General features: G+C 63.5%; 18 protein-coding genes and 1 pseudogene. 9 read left to right on the plus strand and 10 right to left on the minus strand.

Going from position 1 to position 21,842, the window contains the following annotated elements; genetic code table 11:
* Positions 1–22: 22 nt before the first annotated feature.
* From G3N95_RS14650 to G3N95_RS14680, 7 genes are all read right to left on the minus strand, one after another.
* Positions 23–457: a CHRD domain-containing protein gene (locus G3N95_RS14650; protein WP_205970789.1), complete on the minus strand. Its 435-nt coding sequence runs from the start codon at positions 455–457 to the stop codon at positions 23–25.
* A gap of 178 nt (positions 458–635) precedes the next feature.
* Complete coding sequence (locus G3N95_RS14655) at positions 636–5,027, minus strand: transporter substrate-binding domain-containing protein (protein WP_241018511.1); 4,392 nt, start codon at positions 5,025–5,027, stop codon at positions 636–638.
* 89 nt (positions 5,028–5,116) lie between these two features.
* On the minus strand, positions 5,117–5,857 hold the full coding sequence (locus G3N95_RS14660) for an aquaporin (RefSeq protein WP_205970791.1): 741 nt from the start codon (positions 5,855–5,857) through the stop codon (positions 5,117–5,119).
* 185 nt (positions 5,858–6,042) lie between these two features.
* Positions 6,043–6,684 carry a response regulator transcription factor gene (locus G3N95_RS14665; protein WP_205970792.1) on the minus strand — a complete coding sequence of 214 codons (642 nt, stop codon included), beginning with the start codon at positions 6,682–6,684 and terminating at the stop codon, positions 6,043–6,045.
* 84 nt (positions 6,685–6,768) lie between these two features.
* On the minus strand, positions 6,769–7,479 hold the full coding sequence (locus G3N95_RS14670; protein WP_205970793.1) for a response regulator transcription factor: 711 nt from the start codon (positions 7,477–7,479) through the stop codon (positions 6,769–6,771).
* A gap of 108 nt (positions 7,480–7,587) precedes the next feature.
* On the minus strand, positions 7,588–8,241 hold the full coding sequence (locus G3N95_RS14675) for a response regulator transcription factor (protein WP_205970815.1): 654 nt from the start codon (positions 8,239–8,241) through the stop codon (positions 7,588–7,590).
* Between the two features lie 666 nt (positions 8,242–8,907).
* A complete protein-coding gene (locus G3N95_RS14680; protein WP_205970794.1) occupies positions 8,908–10,224 on the minus strand; it encodes an MFS transporter in 1,317 nt (438 codons plus the stop codon).
* Between the two features lie 98 nt (positions 10,225–10,322).
* Between G3N95_RS14680 and G3N95_RS14685 the strand changes: the two genes are divergently transcribed.
* From G3N95_RS14685 to G3N95_RS14715, 7 genes are all read left to right on the plus strand, one after another.
* Positions 10,323–11,216, plus strand: coding sequence for a LysR family transcriptional regulator (locus tag G3N95_RS14685; RefSeq protein WP_205970795.1), 894 nt, complete (start codon positions 10,323–10,325; stop codon positions 11,214–11,216).
* Between the two features lie 393 nt (positions 11,217–11,609).
* On the plus strand, positions 11,610–12,332 hold the full coding sequence (locus G3N95_RS14690) for a c-type cytochrome (RefSeq protein WP_205970796.1): 723 nt from the start codon (positions 11,610–11,612) through the stop codon (positions 12,330–12,332).
* A complete protein-coding gene (locus tag G3N95_RS14695; RefSeq protein WP_205970797.1) occupies positions 12,329–13,726 on the plus strand; it encodes a cytochrome c in 1,398 nt (465 codons plus the stop codon). Before G3N95_RS14690 ends, G3N95_RS14695 begins: the two co-directional genes overlap by 4 nt.
* 42 nt (positions 13,727–13,768) lie before the next feature.
* Positions 13,769–13,951 carry a hypothetical protein gene (locus tag G3N95_RS14700; protein WP_205970798.1) on the plus strand — a complete coding sequence of 61 codons (183 nt, stop codon included), beginning with the start codon at positions 13,769–13,771 and terminating at the stop codon, positions 13,949–13,951.
* Between the two features lie 6 nt (positions 13,952–13,957).
* Positions 13,958–14,530, plus strand: a complete 573-nt coding sequence (locus G3N95_RS14705) for a cytochrome C oxidase subunit II (RefSeq protein ID WP_205970799.1) — start codon at positions 13,958–13,960, stop codon at positions 14,528–14,530.
* The gene (locus tag G3N95_RS14710; protein ID WP_205970800.1) at positions 14,517–16,142 is read left to right on the plus strand and encodes a b(o/a)3-type cytochrome-c oxidase subunit 1; all 1,626 of its coding nucleotides are present in this window, start codon (positions 14,517–14,519) and stop codon (positions 16,140–16,142) included. Before G3N95_RS14705 ends, G3N95_RS14710 begins: the two co-directional genes overlap by 14 nt.
* Complete coding sequence (locus G3N95_RS14715) at positions 16,139–16,948, plus strand: c-type cytochrome (RefSeq protein WP_205970801.1); 810 nt, start codon at positions 16,139–16,141, stop codon at positions 16,946–16,948. Before G3N95_RS14710 ends, G3N95_RS14715 begins: the two co-directional genes overlap by 4 nt.
* 115 nt (positions 16,949–17,063) lie before the next feature.
* Here G3N95_RS14715 and G3N95_RS14720 read toward each other — a convergent pair whose 3' ends face one another.
* Complete coding sequence (locus G3N95_RS14720) at positions 17,064–18,713, minus strand: methyl-accepting chemotaxis protein (protein WP_205970802.1); 1,650 nt, start codon at positions 18,711–18,713, stop codon at positions 17,064–17,066.
* A gap of 339 nt (positions 18,714–19,052) precedes the next feature.
* On the opposite strand from G3N95_RS14720, the gene G3N95_RS14725 reads away from it, so the two are divergent.
* Entirely contained in the window at positions 19,053–19,856 is an 804-nt protein-coding gene (locus G3N95_RS14725; RefSeq protein ID WP_205970803.1) for a hypothetical protein, read from the plus strand.
* A 6-nt stretch (positions 19,857–19,862) separates the two neighbouring features.
* On the opposite strand, the gene G3N95_RS14730 is transcribed toward G3N95_RS14725, so the two are convergent.
* The gene (locus tag G3N95_RS14730) at positions 19,863–20,768 is read right to left on the minus strand and encodes a LysR family transcriptional regulator (RefSeq protein WP_205970804.1); all 906 of its coding nucleotides are present in this window, start codon (positions 20,766–20,768) and stop codon (positions 19,863–19,865) included.
* A gap of 134 nt (positions 20,769–20,902) precedes the next feature.
* Here G3N95_RS14730 and G3N95_RS14735 point away from each other — a divergent pair, with 134 nt between their 5' ends.
* Positions 20,903–21,646 (plus strand): SDR family oxidoreductase, encoded by a 744-nt coding sequence (locus G3N95_RS14735; RefSeq protein ID WP_205970805.1) that lies wholly within the window; start codon positions 20,903–20,905, stop codon positions 21,644–21,646.
* Between the two features lie 120 nt (positions 21,647–21,766).
* On the opposite strand, the pseudogene G3N95_RS14740 reads toward G3N95_RS14735, so the two are convergent.
* Positions 21,767–21,842: pseudogene (locus tag G3N95_RS14740) on the minus strand (single-stranded DNA-binding protein); the annotation flags it as partial.

Consider the following 21,842-nt stretch of genomic DNA (forward strand, 5'->3'; position numbering starts at 1 on the left):
CGTGTTGTCACGCTCGCTTCGTTCAATTCGCCGGCAGCACCTGACCGCGAATCTCGCCTGACGGGTTTTGCGCGGTATGAATGTTGAAGTACCACTGGCCCGCCATCAGGTCCGTGACCTGTTGCTCCGTGAGTGTCGCGGAACCCTTCATCGGGCTCGCCAGCGCACTTTTCTCGATTGGCACCTGCACTTTCGCGTTCTGGCCGACGGGCGCCGGACCGTGGAAGTGCGCCATCGTCACCGGCCCCGACAAACCCTCGTACGTGGTCGTCCACTTGAGTGTGCGGGTCGACGTGTCGAAGGTTGCCTCCAAGGCACCGTGTCCGTGGCTCACGCGCGGAGGCACTTCGCTCGACGGCTCGAGGTCGGCCTTCAGTTCGACCGTATCCGCCAGCGCGACACCCGACGCCAGCGCCCACATCACAGCCACCATGCTCAGCTTTCGAATCGCAATCATTGTTCTCTCCGAGTCTTTGTGCGCCGCGCCGGCATCGCTTCAATGTGCAATGCCCGGACCGTGCCGACGCATGCGCCAGCACATACTAGTGCAATTCGAAGCACCGCGCGTGATGCAAGCGCAGTCACGCAAAGCCTTGCGAAGCGGGCGAGCTGGAAGAAGTGGAGAAGCAGCGACGTCAGGCCAGCAACGCCGCCTGCTCTTCGATGCCGTCGAGCATCGTGTTGCAGTGGCGGACGAGCGCGATGCCCTCGCTGCGCAATGTCTCCGACGGCGCGTCGGCGAACTGGTGCCGGTAGTCTTCGAGGGCGCCGAGCAATGGCGGATACTGCAACACGCCCACGGCACCCGCGACGCGATGGTGCCATTGACGCAAAGCGGCGACATCCGGCTCGTTCAAAAGCGGCGGCAATGCACGCAGATCGTCGCGCACCGCCGACACGAACGCATCGAGCAACGACTTGACCGTCGATTCGCTGCCCCAGATCTGCGTCAACTTGCTGAGATCGACGGGCACGAACGCGTTGCTGTCGGCGTGTTCAGGCTCGGCGTCTTGCGCTGTAACGGCCGCCATTTCGGTTTGCCCGACGGGCCGCGCGTTGTCCGCGCCGAACCATCGGCTGAGATACTCGCGCAAGGTAGCGAGGCGCGTCGGCTTGACCAGGCAATCGTCCATGCCGGCTTCGCGGCACGCGTTCAGATCTTCCGGCGCGGTGTTCGCGGTGATACCGAGTATCGGCAGACGCGCGCCCGTCGCGCGCTCTTTCTCGCGAACCGACCGTGCCAGTTCGTAGCCCGACATTCTCGGCATGTGGCAGTCGGTGATCAGGAAACCATACGGTGTCGCTTCGAGTGCTTCGAGTGCTTCGAGTGCCTCGAGTGCCTCGGCGCCGTCGTTGACGACGTCGCACGCAAAACCGAGCAGTGCCAGTTGATGACGGATCAGTTCCTGATTGACGGGATGATCTTCGGCCACGAGTACGAGCCGCCCGCCTGCGATCGCGCGTTCGCGATCGGGCGGCGCCGTGACGGCTTCCGCCGCGCCGGACTGACGCGCGGGTGTGGGCGAAAGGCCCGTCAGCGCGGCGGCACACGCGGCACTCAAACCCCGCCAGGAAATCGGATTGATACTGACGCGCACGGCGTTATCGACGATCCGGTAGCCGGTCGGCTTGGGCTTCTCCGTGAGGCTGATGATTTTCGCACCCGATTGCGCGACAGCCTCGGGCAGATCGACGCCCTCGCCGACGAAAACCAGGTCCACGCCCTCTAGCGTTTGTGCATCGGATAATCCGGCGGCCCGCGCGCAACCCAGCTCGAGGCCGAGCGCCGCGCCGAAATGAACGAGCGCAGTTGCGACGGGCGTATCGGATGTGTAGACGATTCCGCGCTTGCCGCGCAGCCCGCCGGCCTTGAAATGCTGCACGTCGACCGGCATCAGCAGACGCAACGTCATGCGCGTGCCTTCGCCCGGCGTGCTGTACAGCGACAGCGTGCCGCCCATCAGCGCAACAAGCTTGCGGCAGATGGTCAGCCCAAGACCCGTGCCGCCGAATCGCCGCGTGGTCGACGACTCCGCCTGCGTGAACGGTTCGAACAGCCGCGCCTGGACGTCGGGCGCGATGCCGATGCCGGTATCGTCGACGGTGATCTCGACCGTTTGCCCCGACGCGGTCTGCTCAGCGACCTGCACCTGAACATCGACCTCACCCTGAGGCGTGAACTTGATCGCGTTGCCGAGCAGATTGAACAGGATTTGCCGTAAGCGCACGCTGTCGCCGCGCAGCGTGGCTGCAACCTGCGGGTCGACGTCGACGCGCACTTTCAGACCTTTCTCATGCGCACGCCCCGCCAACAGGCCGACCGCGGTGTCGACGAGATCGCGCAAGTCGATCGGCTCGGATTCGATCGTCAACCGTCCCGCCTCGATCTTCGAATAGTCGAGCAGGTCGTCGAGAATCTGCAGCAACGCGCCCGCCGATTCATGAATCATCCCAAGCATCTCGCCCTGGTCGGCGTCGAGCCGTGTGCGCTCGAGCACTTCGACGAGCCCCAGCACGCCGTTCATCGGCGTGCGGATTTCGTGGCTCATCATTGCGAGGAAGTCGTCTTTTGCGCGCGACGCCGCTTCGGCCAGATCGCGGGCATGCGCCAGTTCGTCGGCGCGTAGCCGTTCGATGCTCGCGTCTACCCAATAGCCGCTCCACACCGTCGCGCCGCTCGGCTCGCGGCGCGGCACGAGTTCAGCGCGAACCCAGCGCTGCTCGGTGGGACAGTCGATCCGAAACTCCAGGTGCAGCGGCTCGGACAACTCCGCGGAACGCCCGAGCGCGGCCACGACGCCCGGCCGGTCGTCCGCGCAAATCGTGCCGAAGTCGAGCGCAGCGCTGCGCATCAGCGCGGCGCTGTCATACCCCAGCAGATGTTCGGTATCGCCGCCGACATAGAGAAACGAGTACGCGCCATCGAGCCCGCGGCGCAACTGAAAGACCACGGCCGGCAGCGAACTGGTCACGTCGACGAGACGCCGCTGCGTCTCGCTCGCGAGCATTTCGGCGCGGCGGATGTCGGTGATATCGACGAGCGTACCGAGCACACACAACGGCGCGCCGCCGGCGTCATCGCACACGCATACGCAGAACAGGCCGTGTCGGCTGTCGCCGTCGCAATCTTCGAATTCCAGTTCGATCTGCGTGGCCGAGCCGCTTTGCAGCGCACTGCGCGTCAGCTGTTCGAGACGCAAGCTGTTTTCTTCGCCCCACGCGTGAACGTCGGCGCTCGTTCGGCCGATCACCCTCTCACGCCGGAGCCCTGACGCTACCTCGTAAGCCCGGTTGACGGCGATGTAGCGTCCTTGCAGATCTTTGGCGACGAGCGGATACGGGACCATCTCCATCATCGTCTGCTGAAAGTTCAGTTGGGACTCGAGTTCGCGCTCGGTCCTTTCGCGCCGGCCGACTTCGCGCTGCAACAGCACGTAGGCCCGCAAGGTCACCAGCAGGATCACGCCGATGCCGATCAGCACGGGCAGCAGGCGCAGCGCCGTCACACTCCAGCCGCCTCGGGGGCGGGCATCGCCCGTCACCCATTTCTGGCGGATGCGCTGGTGTTCGGATGCGGGCATCGCCAGAAGCGCACGGTCAATCAGTCCCGCCAGCGGCGCGAGGTCGGCGCGAACCGCAAAGCCGACGGGATCCCACTCGCGCACCGTGCCGACGATCTTCAGCACGCCCGCGTATTGCCGGGTCAGCGCGGCGTCGACTTCCGCGACGTTGCCGACCAGCGCATCGGCGCCGCCCGCCGCCAGAAGTTTCAACGCGGCGTCCAGACTCGGCGCGACAGTCACATGCGTCGCCGCGACGCCGTACGCCTGGAACGGCACCGCCCCCTTGCTATGGACGGACACCAGGACGCGCCGCGCCGCGAAATCATTCAGGCTGCGCGCGGCAGGTTCGGCTTCGCGCGCCACGATGACGAGCGGGTAGGTTTCGTATGCGTGAGTGAAGGTCGCCCGATCCAGGCGCGGATCGTTGCGGTTGGCAGTCGCGAGCAGCGCGACGTCGCCGCGATCGAACCCGGCGAGCGTTGCAGGCCAGTCCTTTGCCGGCTCGCGATGAAACGTGAGACCGAGCGTCCGGCCGAGATAGTCGAGATAGTCGGCGGCGATGCCTGACGGCCGGCCCAGCTCGTCGAGCGTGCCGAACGGCGCCCAGTCGCTGTCGAAGCCGACGGACAAGGGTGGCAGCGATCGAAGCCACGCCTGCTCGTCCCGGCTCAGCACGAGATTCGACGCCGCCGATGCGGGCCGCGCCTCGAAACTGCCGCCGAGCCAGCGCGCCCGGATCTCGGCTTCGTCTTCGGGATGAAGCGCGGCAAGGCCACGGTCGATCTTGTCACGCAACTCGCTTTTCGCCACTGGCACGGCGAACCGCATCTCGCTGACCTGCCCCGTCTCCTCGAACGCGACGACCAGACCGCCGAATTCCGGTTTCGTCAGATAGTGGCGCACTGCGGGCGTGAAGCCGAAATACACATCGTCGTTGCCTTGCTGGATCGCACGCATTGCGGAGAGCGTGTCGGCGAACGCATCGAAGTGCGCATGCGGAAAGCGTTCGCGCAGCACGGCGCCGAGTGCGAACCCGCGCTCGACCGCGACGCGCGCGTCTTGTACCTGTGTCTGCCCTGCGAACGCGATTGCCTTGCTTGCGAGGGTGACGGCAGACGTCGATCCGCGGAAGTACGGCGACGAAAACGACAGGCAACGCTCACGCTCCGGTGTACGCGCGATGCTCATCACGACGTCGACACGATTCGCACAGGCCGCCGCGATCAGCTGCTCCATGTCGGGAAACGTTTTGGTCGTGATTTCGACGTCCGGCCCGACAATCGCGCGCAGATAGTCGACGCTCAATCCGGTGTACCTGCCCTCCTGGAACATCTCGAAAGGCGACCAGCCGCTGGCGAGCACGCCGACCGAGAGCCTGGGAGCGAATCCGGGCGGACGAGCACCGAGCGCGGCCTGCGTCGATTGTCCGCCGAGCAACATGAACAACAGAACGAAACCGGCCATCAACGTCTGGCGAACGCAAACCCGCCAGGCGTGGCATAGCAAATGAGAGTGAAACTGCGACCGGACGTTTGGGCTGTCCATCTGGGCGCTCACGCCGATTCGCCGCGACGGGCCTCGCGGCGCCGCGCAAGAATACCGCGTGGCTGACCAAAAACACGCGAATGCAGCAAGCCGGCGAGCACGCCTCCCGCGAGTGGTGCCGCCCAGAAAAGCCACAGTTGGTCGAGCGCCCAGTCTCCGACGAGCAGTGCCGGGCCAGTCGAGCGCGCGGGATTCAACGATGCATTGGTGACCGGCGTCGCGACGACGTAACTCAACATCAGCCACAAACCGGTGACGAGCGGACCGATCAGGTTTGCCGAGCGACCACTCGACATCAGCATGCGTGCCAGCACGAACGCAAACGACAAGGTGATTTCGACAACCAGCGCCGAATGCAGCGAGTAGTCAGCGGGAGAATGATCACCGTACCCCGTCGCGCCGAATTCGCTCGACGCAAGCTCGAAACCCGGACGCCCGCTCGCGATATACACGAGCAGCGCAGCGCCCGCGACGGCGCCGAGCACTTGCGCGGCGATATAGGGCGCAAGATCGCGCACGGAAAAGCGTTGTGCCGTCACGAACGCGACGGTGACGGCCGGATTGAAGTGCGCGCCCGAAAAGCGCCCGAGCACGTAAGTCGCGGTAGCCAGCGCAAAGCCGAAGGCGAGCGGCACGGCCATGATGCTGCTGCCTACGCCCGTATTGAGCGCGGCTGTGCCGCACCCGATGAACACGAGCCACGCCGTCCCGGCGCATTCCACGATCAATCGCTTGCCCAGCCCTGACATGCATCCTCCGGAAATTGGCCCGCTCAGACGATCTATTTGCGACGGACCTGTAAGGTTTGCGCCTGCTCGCAATTGATTCGCATCGCGAAACAATGACGTGGCGCCATACTCGCGATCCGGGAGTTCAACCTGAAATTATTGATCCCGCGAACAGAACGCGGAATCGGATAACTCCGAAAATGCAGTCAGGTGAGGCCGATCTGGCACGCGTAGTCGATCACATCGGCTTCCGTTTCGAGTCCGAGCTTGCGCATGGCGTTGCGCTTCTGTGTGCTGATCGTCTTCGCGCTGCGGTTGAGTCGGACGGCAATCTGGCTGATCGTCATCCCGCTTACGTACATCGTGAAGACTTTCCATTCGCCGGCGCTCATCACACCCGCCCGCGGTTGCGGAGTGCCCGCCTTTGCAATCGCGGCGCACACGTGGTCGGACAGGTAGCCTTGCCCCGTCAACCCCGCGTCGATCGCGTGTATCAACGAAGCGGTCATGTCGCGCTTGTCGACGATCGCGGCAACGCCATGCTGCAGCAACCCCATCAGGATCTGCGGCTGATGGACCATCGTGAGTACGACGACGGGCAAATGCGGCGCATGGCGCAACAGGCGTCGCAGAAACTGAATGGCATTGCTCTCGCCGTCGATGCCCGGCATGCCGATGTCCGTCACGACGACGTCGCACGGGCGGGAGTCCAACAATTCGGCGAGCGCCTGCGTGCTGTCCGCCTCGCCGGCCACCGACACATGGCCGATCTGCTCAAGCAACGACCTGACGCCTGCGCGCACGCACGCGTGATCGTCGGCGACGATGACGCGAATCTTGTTTTCCATCTTGTTCTGTTCTTGTTGGTGGACCGTCATCGCATAACGCCCCCTCGGCGACGGTCACTTCGCTATGTCCGCAGTTCCGCTGCGTCAGCCTCGTCCGCCTGTCCTGCCTGCCGCCGTGGATTGATCGTCGGCTACCAGACCATGCTCGACCGCGAACCGGAACAGATCGGCATCGCTTTGCAACGACAGCTTGCGCATTGCCGTGCACTTTTGAGCGCTGATCGTCTTGACGCTACGGCCGAGCCGCATTGCAATTTCGGTCACGCCACGTCCCGTCGCATAGTGCGTCAGCACTTCGAGTTCGCGCCGCGAGAGAACCTGCCTGACATAGTCGATCCGGCGCGACAGGGTGGCGTCGGCGAGCAATGCGCGAATGGCAGGGCCGACATAGCATTCGCGCGCCAACGCAGTGATGATCGCCACGTGAATCAGGTCGATGCGATCGCGTTTGCTCACGACCGCGCCCACGCCGAGCGCAATCACCTTTTGCAGCGCGTCGGCTGACGTCTCCATGGTCAGCACCACCACCACGACCTCAGGATGCCGCTCCTTGAACTGCCGGACCATCTCGACACCGTCGCCGTGCACACCGCCCGGCATGTAGAGATCCATGACGACGAGTTCGCACTTGACTCGCTGCGCCTCAGCGAACAACTCCGATGAATCCGTTGCCTTGCCTACGATCTCAATGTTGGGAAAGCCCGACATCAGATTCTCCATCGCCAGCAGGACGAGTGGATGATCGTCGGCGATGATGGTCCGAATTGGCAATGTCACGTCCTTCCTGATATTCACGCGTGGTCTCTCCCTGTGCCTTGCAACCTGGTATAGATCCGGCGATCCGTTAGCCGGCGAGAATCAGACATCCAAGCTCTTGCAGACATCAGATTGCTCCTAATTTATTTAGCAATCCCTAATTATTTCCGACGCGAGGCCGTATGCACGCACGAACGCAAACAGCCCTGGGTCGTTGCTGACACCCAGCTTCGCCATTGCGTCGCGCTTTTGCCGGCTGACCGTTCGAACGTCTCGCCCCAGATCGCGAGCGATCTCGGAGATGGACTTGCCGCGCACGAACATGCGGATCACTTCTGACTGGCGCGGCGAAAGATGGCGCATCGGCGACATGCCCAACGGCTCGCCGCTCGCCTCGGCGAGTGTCTGCAGGATTGACCGGCTGACGTAGGAACGCCCTGCACCGGCCGCGCGTATCGCTGCGGCCAGCTCGTCCATCGATTCGCTCTTGTTGAGCATGCCGATCACGCCATCCGACATGATGGAGCGGAGAATGGCCGCGTTGGTCAGGCTGGTCAGCACGACGATGTGCACCTCGGGCCAGCCGTTTCGTATGCGCCGGATGAGCCGCAGCCCGTCGTCGGCGTCGCCCGATACATCCGGCATGGTCAGATCCGTGACCAGCACGTCGCATGACGCCTTCTCCATCAGTTGAACCAGCGACGAGGGACTGGTCGCCTCGCCGACGACTGTGAATCCGCCATGCGCGATCAGCGTGGCCCGGATACCGAGCAGCACAAACGGGTGATCGTCTGCCAGCATGATTCGAAGATTCACAGTTGCCGCCTGGTTATTGGTTTGTGTTTGTCGACGCCGAAACGCCCATTTCGCGGCAACGTCAAAACGAGCTCGCTTTAATACAACGCTCGCGACATATAACGAATCATGTCCCGACAAACCAAATCTAAACATTTGCAGCAAAACCAGAATATCAGAGAGTTCCGAATCAATGACTGATTCAATGATAATTTAGAATATTTGTTGAGGCATTACCGATTTCAAACAATTCCATTGCAATAGCACTCATCCATTTTCACCAAGTAATTTCCGAAATTTCAAAGCACCTCTTAGGAAGCGTTGGCGCGACTAGCTCCAGCACACGGAAGCAAAGAGGCTAGCGAAACGATCCTCGTAAAACACAAACCAGGCACATTGGACTCGACATAGGAATTAGACGCATCCCGGGTTTTTCGTCGGTCAATATACTCTTGAAAGAAGAACTCACTTATAAAGAGAAATCACGAGCCCTTAAATTTAAAATAAATCTGACCTTCCCGACAGAAAAATCAGACAACGCATATCAAACCCGTGCCACAGACAACTTTCGATTGCATTCAAATTAAAAATAAGCACAGAAATAAGAAAAAGGGCGCTCGACATCTGATCGAACGCCCCAAAAAAGAGTGCCCAGTGCTTGCGTCGGTTCGATTACACCCGAACGCCCGACACATAGCGCGCCGCGCGTAGCGGGCGCGGGAAAATGGGCAACGCGAGCAACGCGCAAAGACTCGCAATCGCCCACACCACCGGCCACGACGTGGCCGCAAGCAACGGCGGAATGGCGAGCGGTGTGACGAACAACGTCATGAAGGCGCAGGTATTTCCCATCGCCAGCGCGGTGCCCGCACGGCGCGTCCCCGCGAGCGTCGCGAGTTCGGTGTAAGCGACGCCGTGCCACGCCGACGCACTGACGCCACCGAGCACCACCATGGCCGCCAGCACGGCCGTAACGAGGCCGTGCGCGCCGCCCGCACCCGCTGCGATCAGCGCGAGCGTCGCGAACAGAAGCGCCGTCAGCACGCTGCACACGCGCATGTACTGGCGCCGGTTGCCGTGCCGGTCCGTCCAGCGCCCGCTCCAGACGCGCGCGATGGCCGCACCCGTCTGCACGGCCGCCATCGTCGCGCTGATTCCGACCACGCCGGCGCGACCAAAGTCGTGTAGGAAGACGGTCGCAAACGTGACGACGGCGAGCTGCGGCACGCACAGCACGCCGATACCCAATGCGACGCGCCACACGCCGATATCGCACAACGGCGAGACGGACGCCGCGGATACGCCCTGATGCCGGCCATCGGCCTGGGCAGCTTGCCCCGCGGCCACAAACAGGGCAGCCTGTTCAGGCGGCTCGTGCAGCCAGCGCCAGGCGAACCATGCCGTCACCGCGCATAGCGCGGCAAGCACGCCGTAGACCGCCAAGAAGCCGAAGTGCGCGGCCAGCGACGGCAGCGTCAGCGCGCCGAATCCACCGCCCGCGGGCACGGCCGTCTGCCGGATGCTCATCGCGAGACCGCGTTCGCCTTCGCGAAACCACGCCATCACGGCACGCCCGCTCGACCCGTTCACGCTTCCGCCTAGCAGCCCGACCGCCAGCAGGCCGAGCGCGAGCGGTACGATGCCGGGCGCGTCGCCGCCGCGCGGCACGACGAAGCACGCCATCGCGGCCAGCGCGGCCGCCGTCGTCAGCAAACCGAGCAGCAGCACACGCCGATCGCCCCAGCGGTCCGTAAGCAGTCCCCATGGCAGCTCGCTGACGGCGATGCCGAGCCCGAGCATGCCCAGCACCAGACCCAGTCCGCCGTTGTCGATGTGATAGCCGTTGCGCAGAAAGATAGCCGTCGTCGGAATCCCCGAAAACGCGGCCGCGAAGCTTGCGTTCGCGGCAAATCCCACGCCCAGCACCTTCCAGCGGTGATCGACGTCCAGTCCGCCCGATGTTTCCCATGCTTCCAGTTCCTGTCCCACGATGACCTCCGGATAACTCACATGACGGCTATCGTAGGGTTGCGCATTCAATCGGAAAAGCGGGAAAATAGGATGTCATCCATCGGAGAAGCCGAAACATGAATCAGCGTGCGTTCGACCTCGCGCAACTCCGCACCTTCGTCGCCGTAGCGGAAGCGGGCAGCGTGTCGGCGGGAGCCGAGCGCGTGTTCCTGTCGCAGTCGTCGGCGAGCGAGCAATTGAAGAAGCTCGAAGAGCGCGCCGGCCAGCCGCTCTTCCTGCGCGGCAAGCTGGGCGTCACCGCGACGCCTGCAGGCGCGAAGCTGCTCGATCATGCGCGCCGCATTCTGGCGATGAGCGAAGCAGCGTTCGAAGATCTGCAAGGCCGCGCGCTCGACGGCGAGCTGCGTATCGCGATCACCGACTACTACCGCCCGCACGACGTTGCGCGTGTGCTGAAAATGTTCTCCGAGCAGCATCCGCGGCTGCGCCTGCATGTGACCGTGCTGCCGAGCGCGGTGATCGACAGCGGCGTCGAAGACGACGGGACGTTCGATATCGGCCTGTCGCTGCGCATCGTCGCACCGGGTGCGAAGCGCGCGGCAACGGTGAGGCCGCACGGCGCCAGCACCGTCGTGCGACGCGAGAAACTCGTATGGGCGATGTCCGCGGATGCCGACCCGCGGCACATCGCGACGCCCTTTCATCTCGTGCTGTTGCCTTCGACCTGCCAGTTGCAGCGCTTCGTCGTCCGGTTGCTCGACGAGAGCAAGGTGCCCTACCTCGTATCGCACTCGGCATCGGGGATGGCAGGCCTGCAACTGGCGTTGAAGGCGGGGCTCGGCATCTCGTGCCTGAATGAATCGTCGATCGGATCGGGCATGGTGCCCTGTCCACCCGCCGTGAACCTGCCGCAGTTGCCGGCCGTCGAGTTCCATCTGCTGCCCGGACGCCCCGGCGAAAGCGACCTCGTATCCAATGCGCGCGAAGCGTTCATGCGCCTGCTTGCCTGAACGCGAGTAAATCTTCCGCACGGCGGCCTGTCGACGCGGCAAATCACTGCGTGTGCTATCTGGCATTCGTTGAAACGCCGCCGATTGCCACCTATGATGTTTGCAATGCCAACGTCATCCTGATGTCCTAAGGTATCGAAGCGTCTGCCGGATCGACGGCGGGAGCGCGGTGTGTACACGTGCATGTCGCCCCCTCTTCTGCATGCTTGTGCCGGGTTTCATACACTGTCCGCGTCGCGCATGTAAGAGCATCAACCAGCATCAACCATTTGCATGTCCTGGGTCGCTTAGGCGGCCGCGGTAGAGAAGCAAAGAGTGAAGAGCGCCACGCGACTCTTCCTCGGGGTATCACACAACGAAATTTAGAAACCCTATTTCCCTACGAGGCCAGTCGTGCATCGCAGAACCATCGGCTCTTCGATCCTGTTGCTGTTATGCGCTCTTTGCACCGTGTGCGCGACGCCCTCGTTCGCCGCCTCGAATGACGCGTCTGCGCCATCGGCGATGGACGAGAAGATGCATGCCTGTACGACCTGTCACGGCGTGCAGGGCCAAGGGCGCAACAACGACTATTTCCCGCGCATCGCAGGCAAGCCGGCCGAGTATCTGTTCAACCAGTTGCAGGCGTTCCGCGACGGCGGCCGCACCTATCCGCCGATGGGCTATCTGCTCGCATTCCTGCCCGACGAATATCTGCGGAAGATCAGCCAGTATTTCGCCGACATGCAGCCGCCCTATCCGAACGCCGATACGAACCCGCTGCCGCAGTCGACGCTCGATTACGGCAAGCAGCTCGTCATGCAAGGCGACGCGAAGCGCGGCATTCCCGCCTGCGTCGCATGCCACGGCGGGCGGCTGACGGGACAGCAGCCGGGCATCCCCGGCCTGCTCGGTCTGCATGCGAGCTATATCGCCGGGCAGATGGGCACGTGGCGCTCCGGTACGCGTCATGCGCTCGCGCCGGACTGCATGCACAGCATCGCCGTCAAACTCAACGACAAGGACATCACGGCCGTTTCGAGCTGGCTCGCACGCCAGCCGCGTCCCGCCGATCCGCGTCCCGTGCCGCGATTGCCCGGCAAGCTGCCGCTCGCATGTGGGAGCCAACCGGAATGAAGACTCTCTCCTTTAGCTCCTCTGCAACAAGTTTGATTTGGATCAACTCCACGTCGATTAGTCGCATGACGCGCATGCAACGTGCCGCTCGTCTAACGCGCCGCGTGACGCTGTCGCTGGTAGCCGGCGCCGCATTCGCGCTTGCTGCCGGCGTTGCCGCCATCGCGCCGCACTCGCCGTTCGTCTCAACTGCGCAGGCCGCTGAAGCCGCCGCGCCGGCCGGCAACGACACCCGCCCCGCTCAGGTCGTACGCGGCGAGTATCTCGCGCGTGCGGGCGATTGCGTTGCCTGCCACACGGCGCCGCGTGGCAAGACGTTCGGCGGCGGACTCGCGATGGAGACGCCGTTCGGCACGCTCTACACGCCGAACATCAGCCCGGACAGCGAGTACGGCATCGGCAAGTGGACGGCCGACGACTTCTTCAAGATGATGCGCACGGGCAAGAGCCCCGACGGCACGCTGATCTATCCCGCCATGCCGATCGCCCAGTACACGAAGGTCACGCGTGAGGACTCCGACGCGATCTTCGCGTATCTGAGGTCTGTGGAAGCCGTGCATCAGCCGAACAGGAAGCATGATTTACGCTTCCCGTTCAACCAGCGCGAACTGCTGATCGGCTGGCGCTCGCTGTATTTCCGCGAGGGCGAATTCCAGCCGAATCCGAGCCGCTCGGTCGAATGGAATCGCGGCGCGTATCTGGTCGAGGGTCTCGGCCACTGCACGATGTGCCACACGAAGATCAACCTGCTCGGCGGTTCGTCGAAGAGCGAGCAGTTCGCGGGCGGGCTGATTCCCGTGCAGAACTGGTACGCACCGTCGCTCACGTCCGACAAGGACGGCGGACTCGGCGACTGGAGCATCAAGGACATCGTCGATCTGCTGCAAGCGGGCATTTCGGATCGCGGCGCCGTGTACGGCCCGATGGCCGAGGTCACGTATCACAGCCTGCAATACATGACCGACGACGACGCCAAGGCGATGGCCGTCTATCTGAAGACGCTGCCCGACAACGACCCCGGCCGCAAGACGGGCCCGTCGGCAACCGTGAAGCCGGCCGTGTTCGAGGCGGGCCAGCGGATCTACATGGACAAGTGCTCGATGTGCCACGGCGAACACGGCGAAGGCAAGCTGCAGCACTATCCGCCGCTCGCGCGCAACCAGTCGATCGAAATGGACTCGGCCGTCAACCCGATCCGCATCGTGCTCAACGGCGGCTTTCCGCCCGGCACGCGACGCAATCCCGAACCTTATGGCATGCCGCCGTTCGCGCAGGAACTGAACGACGCCGACGCAGCCGCCGTCGTCACGTATATCCGTACGGCGTGGGGCAACCACGGCCAGCCCGTGACGGCGAAGCAGGTCAACGAGCTGCGCAAGGCACCGCTGCACTAGCACTTGTCACCCGCATCAACCCTGTCTTCGGAGACTTGTCAGATGGACCCTAGCAAATACTCCGGCGACCACGACGGCCACGCTTCGGACGACGAAGTCGAGCGCATCGTCGCGCAAGGCCCGCACGGCGCGATTGCGGTCGCGGGCGTGGCTGCCGTGGTCGTTCTGGCGATCTGGATCGGCTTCTACTTTCTCGTGTTTCTGCCGCGTGGCGTCATTCACTGATCGATCATGTCGACCCAACCTTCCCATTCCCCGGACAGCGGCCACGGCGTCGCCGAGCGCTCGGAAAAGCGCTGGGCGTATTTCGTCATCGCAATCGTCGTGTTCATGCTCGTGGTCGTCGTGTACTCGGGGCTGCACTACGCCATGATGCCGCCGTCACGCGTCGAAACGATCGATCCGTCAAGGCTGCAGATGTCGGGCGAATTCGTCGAAAGCAATCTCGGCAGCGCGGTCGAGCCGGACGGCTCGGTGGTCGTGCGCTTCATCGCGCAGCAGTACTCGTTCACGCCGCAGTGTCTGCTGGTGCCCGCCGACACCGACATCACCTTCCGCACGACGAGCGCGGATGTCGTGCACGGCCTGCTGGTCACGGACACGAACATCAACACGATGGTCGTACCCGGCTATGTCGCGACGTTCTCCTCCTCCTTCCCGCAACCGGCCGACCATCTGATGCCCTGCCACGAATTCTGCGGCTTCGGCCACCAGACGATGTGGGCGCACGTGAAGGTCATCGACAAGGCTGCCTTCTTCGAACAGGCCAAACAAAACCGGAGGCTCAGCTGTGTTTCACGCTAAGCGACTCGTTCTCGCGCATTTCTGGCTCGCGTTCATCGCGTTCGGCATTGCGCTGCTTCTGGGCGCATGGCAGATGCTCGTGCGCAGTCCGCTCCATCCGTGGATCGGGGAGCCCGAGCTGTATTACCGCTCGGTGACGGCGCACGGCACCGTGATGGCCTACGTGCTGCCGACGCTGGTGGCGATGGCCTTCGGCTATGCAATCGTCGAACTGGCGCTGCAGCAGGCGCTCGTCGGCCTGAAGTGGGCCTGGGCCGCGTTCATCCTGATCGTGGTCGGCGCGGTGATGGCGATGGTGCCCGTCGCGGCCGGCCAGGCGTCCGTGCTCTTCACGTTCTATCCGCCGATGATCGGCAGCCCGTTCTACTACCTGGGCGTCGTGCTCGTCGTGGTCGGCTCGTGGATCTGGGTCGCGCTGATGGGCATCAACCTCAACATCTGGAAGCGCGCGAATCCCGGCAAGCCGGTGCCGCTCGCGATGTACGCGAACGTGGCGGGTGCGTATCTGTGGGCGTGGACGGCCGTCGGTGCGGCGCTCGAAATCCTGCTGCAGATCCTGCCCGTCGCGCTCGGCCTGAAGTCGACGATCGACGCGGGTCTCGCACGCGTGCTGTTCTCGTGGACGCTGCACGCGATCGTCTATTTCTGGCTGGTGCCGTCGTACATCGCGTACTACACGCTGGTGCCGCGCGCGATCGGCGGCAGGCTGTACAGCGATTCGATGGCGCGCGTGTCGTTCATCCTGTTCCTCGTGTTCGCGATGCCGATCGGCATCCACCATCTGTTCGCCGATCCGCAGGTCGGCGCGGGCTTCAAGTTCGTGCACGCCGTGTTCACGGGCATGGTGTCGGTGCCGACGCTGCTCACCGTGTTCACGATCTGCGCTTCCGTGGAAATCGCGGGACGGCTGCGCGGCGGCAAGGGCGCATTCGGCTGGCTGAAGGCACTGCCGTGGGACAACCCGATGATGCTGGTGATCGCGTTCTCGTTCATCATGCTCGGCCTGGGCGGCGCAGGCGGCCTCATCAACATGAGCTATCAGCTAAACGAAACGATCCACAACACGCAGTGGGTCACGGGGCACTTTCACCTGATCTTCGGCGGCGCGATCGTCATCATGTACTTCGCGATCGCGTATGAACTGTGGCCGCAGCTGACGGGCCGCGCGATCTGCTCCGTTCGCATGGTGCGCTGGCAGCTGTGGCTCTGGTTCATCGGCATGATGGTCGTCACGCTGCCGTGGCATTACGTCGGCCTGCTCGGCGCGCCGCGCCGCATGGCCTACTACGACTACAGCAATCCCGCGATCGCACCGCAAGCGATCTGGGTGGCTGTGTCGGCGATCGGCGGCGTGGTGCTCGTGATCTCGGGCCTGCTGTTCATCTACATTCTCGCGAAGTCGCAATTCGGCATAGTCGAGCAGCCGAAGCAGTTCCGTTTCAGCGCGCCTGTGCATCCCGTCGAGCGCGTGCCCGCTGCGCTGAACAGCTTCGGTCTGTGGGTCGCGCTGATGATCGGACTGACGGTGGTCAACTACAGCGTGCCCATCGCGCAACTGCTCGGCTTGCAGCAGACGTCGGTGCCGGCCGTGTCGGTGGGAGCGCGGTCATGAGCGAAGAACGCGTCTTCAGCTTGGGCAACCGATGGTTCACGTCGAGCGTCGGCGGCGTGATCGTGATTGCCGTCGTATCGATTCTGATCGGCTTCATCTGGTTGCCGTCGAAGCATCCGGACTTCACGCAGCGCGGACTGTGGGCGACGATCTGCAGCGCGGCGGGCGCGCCGTCGTCGTGGTACACGCAGAGCGAGAACATCGCCGGCCCCGCGCCGAGCAACGTGCTCGTGCTGCCGCCCGCGCCGCCGTGGGGCCGCACGCGTCCGGGCGCCGATTCGATCGGACGTGGCGCGACGCTCGCGCAGAACTGCTCGATGTGCCACGGCGTAGAGAGCCTGATTCAGGTCACAGCGCCCGTGCTCGCGGGACAGTACGCGGACGTGATCTACAAACAGTTGCGCGACTATCAGAGCGGCCAGCGCGTGAACTCGATCATGCCGCCCATCATCGCGCGTCTGAACGACGGCGACCTGCACGATCTGGCGAACTACTATTCGACGCTGCCGCGTCCCGCCGCCGTCGAACAACGCACGGCCGAAGACGACAGCATCCGCAAGCTCGTCAGCGAAGGCTCGCCGATGCGCAACATCGCGCCCTGCGCTGCCTGTCACGGCGACCGCGACCGCAAGGGCGCCGCGCCCTGGCTCGGCGGCCAGTCGTCGGTGTATATGGCGGCGCAGTTGCGTGCATTCGCGGACGGCAACCGTCGCAACGACATCAACGAGCAAATGCGCAACGTCGCGCGCCACATGACGCCGGAGGAAATCGACGGCGTCGCGAAGTACTACGCAACGCGACCGTAAACGCAGCACTGAAAATGCGAACGGCGGTGCAAGGCAAGGATGCCTGCACCGCCGTTTTGCTTCGTACCGCTAGCGAATCGCGCTGCGCTTTGCGCTAACCGGGCCGCCGATACGATCAAACAGCTTCCGCCGACTCCAGCGGCATCGCCGCTTCCTGCTTGCGGACGGTTGCACGGCGCGCAACCACACGCGACGAAGCACCCTGCCCGCTGTCCGTCTTGAACACGGAGACTGCCTCCGTCAGACGGCGCGCCTGCTCTTCCAGCGAACTCGCCGCTGCCGCCGCCTGCTCGACGAGCGCCGCGTTCTGCTGCGTCACCTCGTCCATCTGCGCGACAGCGAGATTCACCTGATCGATGCCTGTGCTCTGCTCGGTCGCCGCCTCGGCGATCTCGCTCATGATCGCGCTGACGCGCGCAATCGCATCGACGATCTCCGTCATCGTCGAGCCGGAACGCTGCACGAGATCCGCGCCCGCCGTCACGCGTTCGTTCGATTCGCCGATCAGGCCTTTGATTTCCTTTGCGGCTGCCGCACTGCGCTGCGCGAGCGAACGCACCTCGCTCGCCACCACCGCGAAGCCGCGCCCCTGCTCGCCTGCACGCGCCGCCTCGACGGCTGCGTTCAGCGCAAGAATGTTGGTCTGGAATGCGATGCCTTCGATCACGCCGACGATGTCCGCGATGCGCCGCGAGTCGTCGACGATCGCCTGCATCGTGCCGACCACCTGCTGCGTGAGATCGCCGCCTTGCGCCGCGAGCGTCGATGCGCCTTGTGCGAGCGTGCTCGCCTGCTTCGCGTTGTCGGCTGTCTGCTTGACGGTCGACGTGAGTTCTTCAATGCTCGCCGCCGTCTCTTCGAGCGATGCTGCCTGCTCTTCCGTGCGCTGCGAGAGATTCGTGTTGCCCGCGGCGATTTCGCTCACGCCCGTATCGATCGAATCGGTGCCGTGACGCACCGTGCTGACCGTTGCGATGAGCGACTCCTGCATCTTGCGCAGCGCCGCCGCGAGACGTCCCATTTCGTTATCGCCGCGAATGTCGATGCGGCCCGTGAGGTCGCCGTTCGCGATGCGCTGGAATTGATCGATAGTGGCGTCGACGGGATGCACGATCGCGCGGACCATGATCATGCGTCCAATCCACGCGAAGATCAGCGTAGCCGCCATGCCGATCGCCACGCCGATGCTGATCGTATAGAACAGCTGCTGCGCGTCCTGATAGCGCTGCTCGGCGTGATCGAGCTGAAGCTTTTCGAGCGTCAGCATCGCCTTTTCATAAGCGCTGTAGAGCGGCGAAAGCTTGTGCCCCTGCAACTGCTGGAATGCCGTCTTGTCGCCGGACTTGAGCGCCGCGAGCGCGGGGTCGACGCCTTCGCGCAGGAAGGTGTCGCGCTTGTCCTGCATGTCCTTGATGAGACGCTGTTCGTCGGCGTCGTTGCTCGCCTTGCTGATGAAATGCGCGAGCCGTTCATTCGATATCTTCAGATACGAATCGAAACGCTTGAGCACGGCGTCGGCGCCTTCCTGATCGTTCAGTTCGTTTAGCGAAGCGTAGGTCGCCAGTGCGAGACGCAGGCGCAGCAGCTGTCCGGCGCTGCCTTCGAGGTCGGCCACGGCGGGCGTGTCGACGGTGTACATCTGTTGCAGTGACGCATTGCTCTCACGCAGCGATAACAGCCCAGCCGCCGCGCCGATCAGCAGCACGATGCCGAACAGCACGATCATCAACGTGAGGTATGCGCGAATCGAAAGACCTTTCAACATGAAGCATGTCTCCTATGGCCGCGTACCTGGAATCTCCCCGTTCCACGGCAGGCTTGCTGCGCCCAGGCCCATAGGCAAGGTCCGCAACCCGATTAAATATTAAGCAAACGCACCACGACCTGAGTTACGGCTGATTCGCCCAAAACTTTATGGGCGAGACGAGCGCTTTCTTGAGAAATGTTCGCAAATTTGATCTTGCTCATCGGCACCCGCTGCTTGCGGCATCTTTCTTCTCGCTATTTGGGTTCGACATCGTTGATTTAACAATCCGGGCGCTGACTTGCCCGCGCCGCCGAGTTGTTGGACATTAGCGAAGCGACAGCTATGCGGACCCTGCTCATGCAAGAGACAACGTCAGCGCTCGTGGTGTTCGTCCTGCTTCTGGCGGGAACGGGTGTGGGGTTTTTCGGCAAGCCTTATTTGCCGGAAGAGCACCGCAAGCACGAGACCATGCAGTTGATCCAGCTCGTGATCACCATGCTCGTGACCTTCGCAGCGCTGGTGCTGGGCCTGCTCACGGCTTCGGCGAAAAGCAGCTTCGATAACGTCGGCAACGGTTTCCGCTCGTATGCCGCCGAACTGATCCAGCTCGACACGGCATTGCGCCAGTACGGTCCCGATGCGGACCACCCGCGCGAGCTGCTGCGCACTTACACGGCTGCGGCGATTGCAGCAACGTGGCCTCGCGAACAGCCGCCTGCGGGCCACTACCCGCGTATTTCGACAGATCTCTCTGACGACAAGCTCGAAGACGTGCAACTCGGCGACATGCTGAACGCAGCGTACGTCGCAGTCCGCGGACTCAAGCCTTCGGATACCTACCAGCAGGCCACGCTGGCCGAGTGCATTTCACGCTTCGAACGCGTGATCGAGGCGCGCTGGACCTTGATCGAGCAGGCGCATAGTTCCATCTCGAAACCATTTCTCACGACCCTCACGTTCTGGCTGATGGTGATCTTTCTGTGCTTTGGTCTCGTCGCGCCGCGCAATGCGCTGGCGCTCGTGATGATCATGCTGGGCGCGGTATCGATCGCATCGGCCGTGTATGTGATCGTCGATCTCGACACGCCGCTGACGGGCCCCATCGTTGCATCCAGCCAGCCGATGCGCGATGCGCTCGCGCATCTCGACCGCGTTCGATGATTCGCGTCAGCCGACCTTGAGTCCGCCTGCGGCGTCGAAGATTTCGCGCAGCCATTGCGCAAACACCCGCACGCGGGACGACAACTGGCGGCTTTGCGGATACAGCACGGTGACGGGCATCGGCGGCGGCGGAAACGCGGGCAGCACGACGACGAGGCTGCCCTCAGCAAGCTCGTTCTGCACGCGATAGCGCGGCACCTGCACGAGTCCGAGTCCCGCGACGGCCGAGCCGGTGTAGAGATCGGTGCCCGTCACGGACACGATCGCGTCCAGATTCACCTCGACCACGCGCTCATCGACGGTGAATTCCAGCGGCAGCGCATTGCCCGTTGCGCTCGACATGTAGTTGACGGCGCGATGCGTCGCGAGCGCGTCAGGGCTGCCCGGTGTGCCGTGGCGTTCCAGATACGCCGGGCTCGCCACCGTCACCTGTTCGAGCCGCGCGACGCGCCGCCCGACCATCGACGAATCCTGCAGATTGCCCGCGCGCAGCACGCAATCGACGCCCTCGCGCACCAGATCGACCAGCCTGTCATCCTCGCCGATATACAACTCGATGCCCGGATAGCGCGACAGAAACTCGGGCAGCGCCGGCACGACGAAGTGCCGCGCGAGCGTGCCTTGCAGATTCACGCGCAGCAAGCCCTTGGGCGCGGCATTGCGAAACGAACCCTCGGCTTCTTCCATATCCGCGAGCAGACGCACGCAGCGGCGGTAATACGCTTCGCCGTCGTGCGTGAGACGCACGGTGCGCGTCGTGCGCTCCAGTAGCCGCGCGCCGAGCCGTGCTTCCATCCGCTTCATCAGATTCGTGACGGTGGCGCGCGGAATCTGCAGATCGTCGGCGGCACGCGTGAAGCTCTGCCGCTCCGCGATGCGCACGAATACCTGCATTTCCTGAAAACGGTCCATTGACGGCTCTTGGCGGCTGGCTCACGCCATTGTTGAAGTGAATGGAACGATGATAACAAGTTTCGCCTGATTATCTCTTTCGCGAGATGTCCGATCATCCATCTCACCAACTCACCACTTCAAGGAATCGGATCATGAACAACGTCAGGAACGCACAGGTCGCCATCGTCACGGGCGCTTCGCGGGGTATCGGCGCGGCGATCGCGCGGCGGCTCGCCAGCGATGGATTTGCCGTCGTCGTGAACTATGCGGCAAGCTCGAAGGAAGCAGATGCGCTCGTCGCCGAACTGAAGGCGGAAGGCGCGGCGGCCATCGCGGTGAAGGCCGACGTCTCGAACGCCGACGACGTGCGGCGCATGTTCGATGCAACCGAACAGCAGCTCGGCAGGGTCGACGTGCTCGTCAACAACGCGGGCATCCTGAAGACGGTGCCGCTCGTCGACACCAGCGACGCGCTGTTCGCACAGACCTTCGATATCAACGTGCGCGGCACGTTCAACACGCTGCGCGAAGCGGCGACGCGGATGAACAACGGCGGACGCATCGTCAACTTTTCGAGCACGACGCTCGCGCTGAACATGCCTGGCTACGCGGTTTACAACGCGACGAAGGCCGCCGTCGAGTCGTTCACGCATGTGTTCGCGAAGGAACTGCGCGGGCGCAGCATCACCGTCAATGCGGTGGCGCCGGGACCCGTTGCGACGTCGCTGTTCCTCGACGGCAAGACGGACGAGCAGATCCAGAGCTTCGCGAAGATGCCGCCGCTGCAACGGCTCGGACAGCCGGAAGATATTGCGTCCGTGGTCGCGTTTCTCGCGGGTCCGGATGGCGCGTGGGTGAACGGGCAGATTTTGCGGGCGAATGGCGGGTTGGCCTGATACCAGCCGTCGATCTCGGGTTCTCGCGTGCATAGAAAAACACCCCGCTCGATGGCGGGGTGTTTTTTTGCATTCGTTCGACGCGAGGTGCTTCGATGCGTCTGTAAAAGCTCGAACGGCTTAAAACGGAATATCGTCGTCCATCTCGTCGAAGCCGCCGCCGGCCGGCGCGCTCGGACGGCTTTGACCGCCGCCG

It is taken from the genome of Paraburkholderia sp. Tr-20389 (genome assembly GCF_017104565.1).
In the GTDB taxonomy this organism is placed as follows: domain Bacteria; phylum Pseudomonadota; class Gammaproteobacteria; order Burkholderiales; family Burkholderiaceae; genus Paraburkholderia.

Excerpts from the sequence above, each read along its gene's own strand:
- G3N95_RS14655 (WP_241018511.1), bottom strand. The coding sequence starts at position 5,027 with ATGGCCGGTTTCGTTCTGTTGTTCATGTTGCTCGGCGGACAATCGACG.
- G3N95_RS14725 (WP_205970803.1), top strand. The coding sequence starts at position 19,053 with ATGCAAGAGACAACGTCAGCGCTCGTGGTGTTCGTCCTGCTTCTGGCG.
- G3N95_RS14730 (WP_205970804.1), bottom strand. The coding sequence starts at position 20,768 with ATGGACCGTTTTCAGGAAATGCAGGTATTCGTGCGCATCGCGGAGCGG.
- G3N95_RS14700 (WP_205970798.1), top strand. The coding sequence starts at position 13,769 with ATGGACCCTAGCAAATACTCCGGCGACCACGACGGCCACGCTTCGGAC.
- G3N95_RS14695 (WP_205970797.1), top strand. The coding sequence starts at position 12,329 with ATGAAGACTCTCTCCTTTAGCTCCTCTGCAACAAGTTTGATTTGGATC.
- G3N95_RS14720 (WP_205970802.1), bottom strand. The coding sequence starts at position 18,713 with ATGTTGAAAGGTCTTTCGATTCGCGCATACCTCACGTTGATGATCGTG.
- G3N95_RS14735 (WP_205970805.1), top strand. The coding sequence starts at position 20,903 with ATGAACAACGTCAGGAACGCACAGGTCGCCATCGTCACGGGCGCTTCG.
- G3N95_RS14705 (WP_205970799.1), top strand. The coding sequence starts at position 13,958 with ATGTCGACCCAACCTTCCCATTCCCCGGACAGCGGCCACGGCGTCGCC.
- G3N95_RS14685 (WP_205970795.1), top strand. The coding sequence starts at position 10,323 with ATGAATCAGCGTGCGTTCGACCTCGCGCAACTCCGCACCTTCGTCGCC.
- G3N95_RS14665 (WP_205970792.1), bottom strand. The coding sequence starts at position 6,684 with ATGGAAAACAAGATTCGCGTCATCGTCGCCGACGATCACGCGTGCGTG.
- G3N95_RS14675 (WP_205970815.1), bottom strand. The coding sequence starts at position 8,241 with ATGCTGGCAGACGATCACCCGTTTGTGCTGCTCGGTATCCGGGCCACG.
- G3N95_RS14650 (WP_205970789.1), bottom strand. The coding sequence starts at position 457 with ATGATTGCGATTCGAAAGCTGAGCATGGTGGCTGTGATGTGGGCGCTG.
- G3N95_RS14715 (WP_205970801.1), top strand. The coding sequence starts at position 16,139 with ATGAGCGAAGAACGCGTCTTCAGCTTGGGCAACCGATGGTTCACGTCG.
- G3N95_RS14660 (WP_205970791.1), bottom strand. The coding sequence starts at position 5,857 with ATGTCAGGGCTGGGCAAGCGATTGATCGTGGAATGCGCCGGGACGGCG.